We start from the raw sequence: 7,816 nt of genomic DNA on the forward strand, positions 1-7,816 counted from the left end.
AGAGATTAAAACTTAATGTCCAGTCCGAAACTGATGGTTTTGGTTAAAGGATAATTGCTGTTATCCACGCCCCCCTGTACTTCAGGGTCAAAGCCCGAGTAGCGGGTCCATGTCAGCAGGTTCTGCGCCGACATATAAATTCTCGGGCGGGTACTTTTCAGGAAACCCCGGTCAAACGTATAGCCTACGGTCAGGTTTTTAAGGCGCAGGTAGGAGCCGTCTTCCACAAAGCGATCCGATACCCGGGTATTTTTATTCGGATCACTGTAAATGGCCCGTGGTACGGTAGTGCCCGAGCCTTCGGCAGTCCACCGCTCCAAAACTTTGGTAGTCTGGTTTCTTACCGTGTACATCCCCTCCAGGGTGATCCGGTTGGCATTGTAGATTTCATTCCCGGCCACTCCCTGGAAGAACACCTGGAAGTCAAAATTTTTGTATTTCAGGTTATTGGTCAGCGCAAAGCTCCAGGCCGGAGTGGGATTCCCGATGTACGTGCGGTCATAGTCATTCACCACGCCGTCATTGTTAATATCCAGGAACCGGATATCGCCGGGCGCCGTGCTGTTAGCCGGGTCAGCGCCCTGGTACTGGTAGGCGTAATTGTTGACTTCCTCCCAGTTCTGGAAGAGGCCGTTGGTGACATACCCGTAAAAAGAACCGATAGGCAGGCCTTCCCGGTGGTGCTGGTACCCGTAATAGATCGGAACGCTGTTATTGAGCTTGACCACCTTGTTCTTATTGTAGGAAACATTAAAATCGGTGGTCCACTCCAGCGCACCGCGCAGGTTATCCGATGACAGGCTAAGTTCCCATCCCACATTCCGGACTTCTCCGGCGTTAATCATGGGAGTATTGATATCCGAATACCCGGTAGTGATCGGCACCACCATCCTGACCAGCATGTCGGTGGTATTTTTGATGTAAGCATCTAAGGTGGCGTTCAGCCTTCCGGAGAACAATGAGGCATCTACGCCCACGTTGCTTTGTTTCACGGTTTCCCAGCGGATGCCCGGGTTGGGCATCACCAGCGGGTACAGCGTAGAAACGGGCTGGCCGTTAAACACGTATTGCGACGTTCTCAAACGGGTAAAGGCCGCATAGTTATCCAGCACGCCCTGGTTACCGGTTACCCCGTAGCCGGCCCGCAGCTTGAGGTCAGATATAAGGCTGTTTTCCCCGAAGAAATCTTCTTCCGAAATCCTCCATGCCGCAGAAAAAGACGGGAAGGTACCCCAACGGTTGGCCTCTGTAATCCTTGAGGTTCCGTCTCTCCGCACTGTAGCGGTCAGGAAATATTTATTGGCAAAGGAGTAGTTAACCCGGCCAAAGAAGGACAGCAGCGCCCACTCGCTTTTACTCCCTCCCACGGTGGGATCCAGCAGCCCGTTATTGAGCTGGTTAAAATCATCCGACAGGAATTCCTTAATGCTGCCGTTCATGTAGGAGAATACATTGTTCTGGGCACTGGAGCCCACCATTACATTGACGTTATGGTTGCTTTTGAAAACATCCATGTAGGTCAGGGTATTGTCCCACAAATAAGTGATGCTTTTATTGGCTGACTGGCCCCGGTAAGAGTTGGGTACCGGAATGGGCTTCCAGTCGTATTTGGGAGAGAAGTTTACATTATCCCAGTATTTAAAGTCTATTCCGCCCGTACTTTTAAAGACAAACCGGTCAGCAAGGCTGATTTCGGCATACAGGTTTCCCAGGGCATTGTACCCCTTTGTTTCCGAGCTTTCGAGGTTGGCCGTTCCAATGGGGTTCCGTAAATCGCCGTAGAATCTGGCCTCGGCTCCGGGACCCGAATAGGTCAGGTCATCGTTAAAAACAGGCTGGGTAGGAAGAGACGCCAGGGAGTTAATCACACTGTAATTTCCCTGGCTTTTGTCATCATGGCTCAAAGTAAGATGGTTACCGAATTTCAACCAGGGCTTGTTTCTTGCCTCGTTGTTGAATTGCAGGGTATAGCGCTTGTAGGAGGTATTAATGACCGTACCTTCCTGCTCAAAGTAGCCTCCGGAAACATAATAGCTGCTTTTATCAGACCCTCCGGAATACGATAAGGTGTAGTTCTTCATGGTACCGGGTCGTAGCAGCTCGCCCACCCAGTCGGTACTTTGGGTCCACGATGCCGGATCGGCAAAATCGGGCCTCTGGGATTCGTTATTAGCTGCCATCATCTCATTGTGCAGAGAGGCAAACTGCCGGGCATTGAGCATTTCGGGCACGCTGGTGGTATTCTGAAAGCCCCAGTTGGTGCTGAAAGAAATCACGCCATCGCCGGCCTTCCCTTTTTTGGTAGTGATGAGCACCACGCCATTGGCCCCGCGCGATCCGTAAATGGCGGTGGCCGAGGCATCTTTTAGCACATCTATTGACTCCACATCGTTATGATTCAGCGCATTCAGCGGCATGTCGGTAGGCACCCCGTCAATCACCAGCAGGGGGTCAGAATTATTAATAGAGCCCAGTCCGCGGATCCGGATAGAAACATTGCTTCCGGGCGCACCGGCGTTGACAATCTGCACTCCGGCGGCCCGCCCCTGCAGGGCTTCACCGATACTGGCTACCGGGTTATCCTTGATTTTGGCGGAGTTCACTGAAACCAGCGACCCGGTCAGGTCTTTTTTACGCATCACCCCGTAGCCTACTACCACTATTTCATCCAGCAGCTTTGTGTCTTCTGCCAGGGTAATTCTCAGCTCACTTTTCCCCTCCAGGGCTACTTCCTGCGTTTGGTAACCCATGAACGAAATGAGAAGATGGGTATCATCCGGCATCTTTTCCAGGGAAAACCGGCCGTCAGCATCAGTCATGGCGCTCCGCTGTGTCCCTCTTACGGTGACCGTGGCCCCGGCCACACTCTCGCCTTTTTCATCGGTAACCACTCCGGTAATCCGGCGTACCTCCTGCGCCTGCAAATGAAGGCTGAACAGTAAAAACAGGAACAGGAGCAGGGGTTTTAAAGAGGGCGGTTCTTTAAACGGTAGTTGATTTTTTCTCATAGTATACATCTTTTAATGATTACAGATGGCTGGCTTGGTTGAATAACCGGGCAGACCCGGGGTTTTCCATCTGATACAAAAGTAGAGGAGTGTGTTCAGCCTGAAAAATTGATATGGAAAATATATAGATTATATAATAACATAATACACTAATTAATAGTATATTAGTACATTAAAATAATACAAAAAATATAGATCAAATATTCTATTTTTTAGAACTATGATTGTATTTTTTTGTACTTTTAACCGACAAAACAGAGACCCCTTACTCGGTTTCAGAGAATCTTTTTACCGACCCTATGCTCATCACCCGGGCTTCAAATTCTTCACGGGGCACCGCTGCCTTATTCCTCACCCGGGTGCGGTAGGTATAGATGGTATTGGCTGAATAATGAAGAAAATTAGCAATGCGGGCGCTGTCGGTAATACCGAGCCGGATCAGGGCAAAAATCCGTAGTTCCACATTCAGCAGCTCGTAGGTTTTTAAAACAAAACGCTCTTCTCTGAGCAGAAGGGAGTTAAATTCTTCGACAAAGTTGGGGTACAAATGAAGAAAGGTATTATCAAAGTTTTCGTATAGCTCTTTGAGCTCATTGTCAATCATATCTCTCGACTTGAGTGTGCGGTACAGGTCTTCCAGCTTGCGGTCCATCACTTTCTTGTTAAGTGTTTTCTGAAAACGCTCCAGCTTATTGATGTAGGTAGAACACAGGTTGAAGAAATTACCAATGTACGTCTCCTTCACCTTATTGGCTTCCGAAAGCCGGGTGTTCACCACCGAGATCTCGTGGTTTACCGTTTGAAGCTCCAGGTTTTTATTTTTTAATTCGCTGTTCAGCTCATTCAGCTTCTGGTTTATTTCAGACAGCTCCTGCCTGATTCGGGCCACTTTTTTCATCTGGCGGTAAACATAAATTACGGCCGATATCAGGAACACCGACAGGATGCTCACCAGCACAAGGTAGAATTGAAGGTTTCGCTTCTGGCTGTTCAGAAGCTCTTTATACGCCGTATCAATGATGGGAAATATCTGGGAGGCCTCGTAGGTCCGGATCCGGGCATTGCAGAATATGGCATCTTCCATAGAGAGGCGGATGCACTGGTAGGCCCTTTCCACCTGGCCCGTCTGGTATAAGGTAGAGGCCAGGGCCCGCAACGAGGCGTTTTCCTTAATGGAGTTTTTGATATCACAAATCGCCGAAATGGTGTAATACTTTTCCTGCAGCTCCGGGTTTCCTTCCTTCTTATAAATATTGGCCAGGGTGTAGGCAAATATGGCTTTCTCGTGGTTGTCGGCCTGCATCCGGCTGAGACATTCCAGCAGGATCTGTTTGGATTCCGCCAGCTTTCCCTCATCATGAAGCTTATCGGCCAGAACAATCTTGTAGCGGTTAGACTCCGGCGATAAAACGGTCAGCAGGGAGTCGCGGTAAAGTGCGCTGGTATGAATATATTGATGCGTGTACGGGTTGTTTTGAGAGTAATAATTGTACAGCTGTTTGTAGCTGTCGTAATACTTGACGCTCAGCTCCTGCGATAACTGGCTTTTCTTTATGGATTTTAACAGCTCCAGCGATTCAATATACATTCCTGCAATTACATACAGGGAACTGAGATCCAGCCGCGATTCCGTGATCCGCCGGGCATCGCCCAGGGCGTTGGCAATGTCCAGGTTGGCTTTTGAATAGTGAATGGCCGAATCAGAAATGAATGTCTTATACTCTTCAATCAGCTGATGATGGATTCCGTAACGCTGCGACAGGCTAAGGTCCGGCGTTTTGAGCATATTCTTGGTTTTGGCAATCCGCCCCTCCTTCTCCCTGTCGTACTCTGCTTTTTTCTTAATGGCAGACGATAGCTCTGTCAGCAGGGAGTCGGCAGCGCTTGCAGCGAATGACGCTTTACAGCAGAAAACGGCCAGGATAAGAAATACGCTTCTGATCATATTCAGGTGGGTTGTCTGCGTAAAATTACAGAATATATTTTTGATTAGGATTGAGGGCGGATTCACAGCACCCGGATAAATCCATTTATAATAAAAACTCGCACGTTCTTTATAAATGAAAGCAATCAGCCGGCAAAATGAAAATATATACTTAAAGGGGTGAGTAAAAACATTAAGTATTTTGTGAATAACTAAAACTTTTATGTATTTGAATGATACTATTTGCCTTCTAACTGATCCACCAAATAAACCCCGGCCGGTGAATTAAACCTCCCTGGCGTTTTGCCCCAGTTAATAGCATGTAATCATTCTCTAAAATAGACTTACATCAACACCGGTATTCTCCCAAGTTTTGCAAAGCTGTAAACGATTTAACTATGACGATGAACAAAGTACTCCTGCAGGGCTTCCTGCTTTTTACGGTTTTGGCTGCCGGGCCCGGCACTGCTCAGGCGCAAGACCAGATTCTCGACGGGATCGGTGAAACGGGAATGATAGCACGCTATGTATTTAACGGAGATACCAAAGACCTCGGTAAATCGATCAAAGGAGATCCGACGAAGCTGGAATTTATGATTGACGACGTGGTGTTCAAGCCCTTCTGCGACACCTATGGCCGGCATTCGGTTTACCTGGATGTCCGGTTGAAATAAGCCTGCCAAAAAGTCAAAAAGTTTCAAATGCTACGGATTGACCATGCATTTGAAACATTTTGGCTTATAGCTCTCCTGCTTTTCCGGCTAATTTTGCCTGTTCTGACAAATTTATTCTACCTGATATATTTCGATCCGCCCTCTTCGCCCTACTGCTCATCCGGACTATACCACCCATCTGCCCCAAAGAAATTATTTACTTTGTCCAAAAAATTACAACACCCTAAATTTCAGCACAATATATTTCATCCTAAGATTAATTTATCTATATTTATGCTTTTGATATCCTTATGGCCGGAAGACACTACTTAACATTGCTCGCCGTTTTACTTCTTCCCGGCTGTAGTACCAAGAAGGAGGCAAAAGAAGAAACTTCGCGGATTACCGGTTGTTACAGCCCGGAAACCACGGATCACAACTGGTATCTTTCCGGTAAAAAAGCGCCGTTATTCAAAGGTTTGGAGGGTATAGACTTTAAAATTTCAACGGTCAGTGAGGAGGCGCAACAATACTTCAACCAGGGGCTGATGCTGGCTTACGGCTTCAATCATGCAGAAGCAGCGCGGTCATTCTACGAAGCTGCACGGCTGGATTCCGCCTGTGCCATGGCCTTATGGGGCTTCGCCTATGTGCTGGGGCCTAACTATAACGGCGGCATGGAGGAAGATAGCTATCCAAGGGCCTATAATGCCATCCTTAAAGCACAATCGCTGTCGGGCAAATGTACGCCCAAAGAGATTTCACTGATCCGGGCCCTGGGTACACGTTACGAAGCTCAGCCACCTGCTGACAGGTCTTACCTGGATGTAGCTTATGCCGGTGCCATGAAAAAGGTATATGCACAATACCCTTCTGATCCGGATATCGGGACACTCTATGCTGAAGCCCTGATGAACCTGCATCCCTGGGACCTGTATGAAAAAGATTCGCAAAAGCCCAAATCGTGGACACCGGAGCTGGTGACCGTATTAGAGCGCCTCATAAAAACCCACCCCCGGCACCCGGGTGCCCATCATTTCTATATTCATACCCTCGAAGCCTCCGCCACGCCTGAAAAAGCGCTGGCCAGCGCCCGGCTGCTGGATACACTGGTGCCGGGAGCAGGGCACCTGGTACACATGCCTTCGCATATCTACATCAGGACCGGCGACTACCACCTGGGCACACTCTCCAATCTACGGGCTGTGGAAACAGACAGCCTGTATACTACCGCCTGCCACGCTCAGGGAGTTTATCCGCTTGCTTACTACCCGCATAATTACCACTTCCTGGCGGCTACCGCCACCCTGGAAGGTAACTCAAAGCTGGCCTGGAGGGCAGCAAAGGAATTACAGGAACATACTGCCACCGGCCTCATGGATCAGCCGGGATGGGGCACTCTCCAGCATTATTATACCATACCCTATTATGTGGCCGTGAAACTTGGCCTGTGGGATACCCTCCTGGCCCTGCCCCACCCCGAAAAAGACCTGGTATATCCCCGGGCTATCCGGCATTATGCCCGCGGTATGGCCTATATGGGGAAAAACGACAGGAAAAATGCACAAAAAGAATATGATCTGCTGAAAGGGCTGGTCGCCGATACCACTTTACAGCACCTCACCATCTGGAATATCAACACCACGGCAGACCTCGTACAGATTGCGGACAAGGTTTTAGCCGCCGAAATCGCCGCAGGGGAAAACCGGTGGGATACTTCCGTTTCCCTGCTCAAAGAAGCCGTTGAAATTGAAGATAATCTCAACTATAACGAACCGCCCGACTGGTTTTTTCCCGTACGTCATCACCTGGGCGCCATACTGCTCAAAGCCGGAAAGTACGAAGAAGCCGAAAAAACTTATCGCCGAGATCTCCGGACCTGGAGAAAGAACGGCTGGGCGCTGAACGGACTATATCGTGCGCTGGTACAGCAAAAAAAAGACAAAGAAGCAAGGGAGATAAAATCCGCCTTTGAGAAAGCCTGGCAGCATGCCGATGTATCGCTGGCTTCTTCCGGTGCCGTCATATCTTCCGTCCGTAATTAATGAGTGAGCAGACCCGGCGGTTCTTCAATAATTGATGACTCCGGGCATCTGCGCCACTGAGGGATATTCAGTAAATAGAATTGAAATCGGTTGTTGAATAATTTTTTGACAGCCGATTTTGTTTTTTTAAAGAAATGCTAGCCAGAGATTTTGCTGATGGGATACTATGTTGTTGTCAAGGGCCTT

Annotated in this window: 4 protein-coding genes; 2 read left to right on the plus strand and 2 right to left on the minus strand. The window is 48.6% G+C overall.

Annotation, left to right across the window (positions count from 1 at the left end):
• Window positions 1-5: 5 nt before the first annotated feature.
• Both AB2U10_RS16570 and susR read right to left on the minus strand, forming a co-directional pair.
• Complete coding sequence (locus AB2U10_RS16570) at window positions 6-3,008, minus strand: SusC/RagA family TonB-linked outer membrane protein (protein WP_367915889.1); 3,003 nt, start codon at window positions 3,006-3,008, stop codon at window positions 6-8.
• A gap of 265 nt (window positions 3,009-3,273) precedes the next feature.
• Window positions 3,274-4,953 carry a SusR family glycan utilization regulator gene (susR, locus tag AB2U10_RS16575; protein WP_367915888.1) on the minus strand — a complete coding sequence of 560 codons (1,680 nt, stop codon included), beginning with the start codon at window positions 4,951-4,953 and terminating at the stop codon, window positions 3,274-3,276.
• A 383-nt stretch (window positions 4,954-5,336) separates the two neighbouring features.
• Here susR and AB2U10_RS16580 point away from each other — a divergent pair, with 383 nt between their 5' ends.
• The gene (locus AB2U10_RS16580; RefSeq protein ID WP_367915887.1) at window positions 5,337-5,606 is read left to right on the plus strand and encodes a hypothetical protein; all 270 of its coding nucleotides are present in this window, start codon (window positions 5,337-5,339) and stop codon (window positions 5,604-5,606) included.
• A gap of 314 nt (window positions 5,607-5,920) precedes the next feature.
• Window positions 5,921-7,630 carry a tetratricopeptide repeat protein gene (locus AB2U10_RS16585; protein WP_367915886.1) on the plus strand — a complete coding sequence of 570 codons (1,710 nt, stop codon included), beginning with the start codon at window positions 5,921-5,923 and terminating at the stop codon, window positions 7,628-7,630.
• Window positions 7,631-7,816: the final 186 nt, after the last annotated feature.

Source organism: Leadbetterella sp. DM7 (genome assembly GCF_040829825.2).
GTDB lineage: Bacteria > Bacteroidota > Bacteroidia > Cytophagales > Spirosomataceae > Leadbetterella.

What these genes read in the sequence shown, in the direction of transcription:
- susR (WP_367915888.1), bottom strand. Translation starts at nt 4,953, where the DNA reads ATGATCAGAAGCGTATTTCTTATCCTGGCCGTTTTCTGCTGTAAAGCG.
- AB2U10_RS16570 (WP_367915889.1), bottom strand. Translation starts at nt 3,008, where the DNA reads ATGAGAAAAAATCAACTACCGTTTAAAGAACCGCCCTCTTTAAAACCC.
- AB2U10_RS16580 (WP_367915887.1), top strand. Translation starts at nt 5,337, where the DNA reads ATGAACAAAGTACTCCTGCAGGGCTTCCTGCTTTTTACGGTTTTGGCT.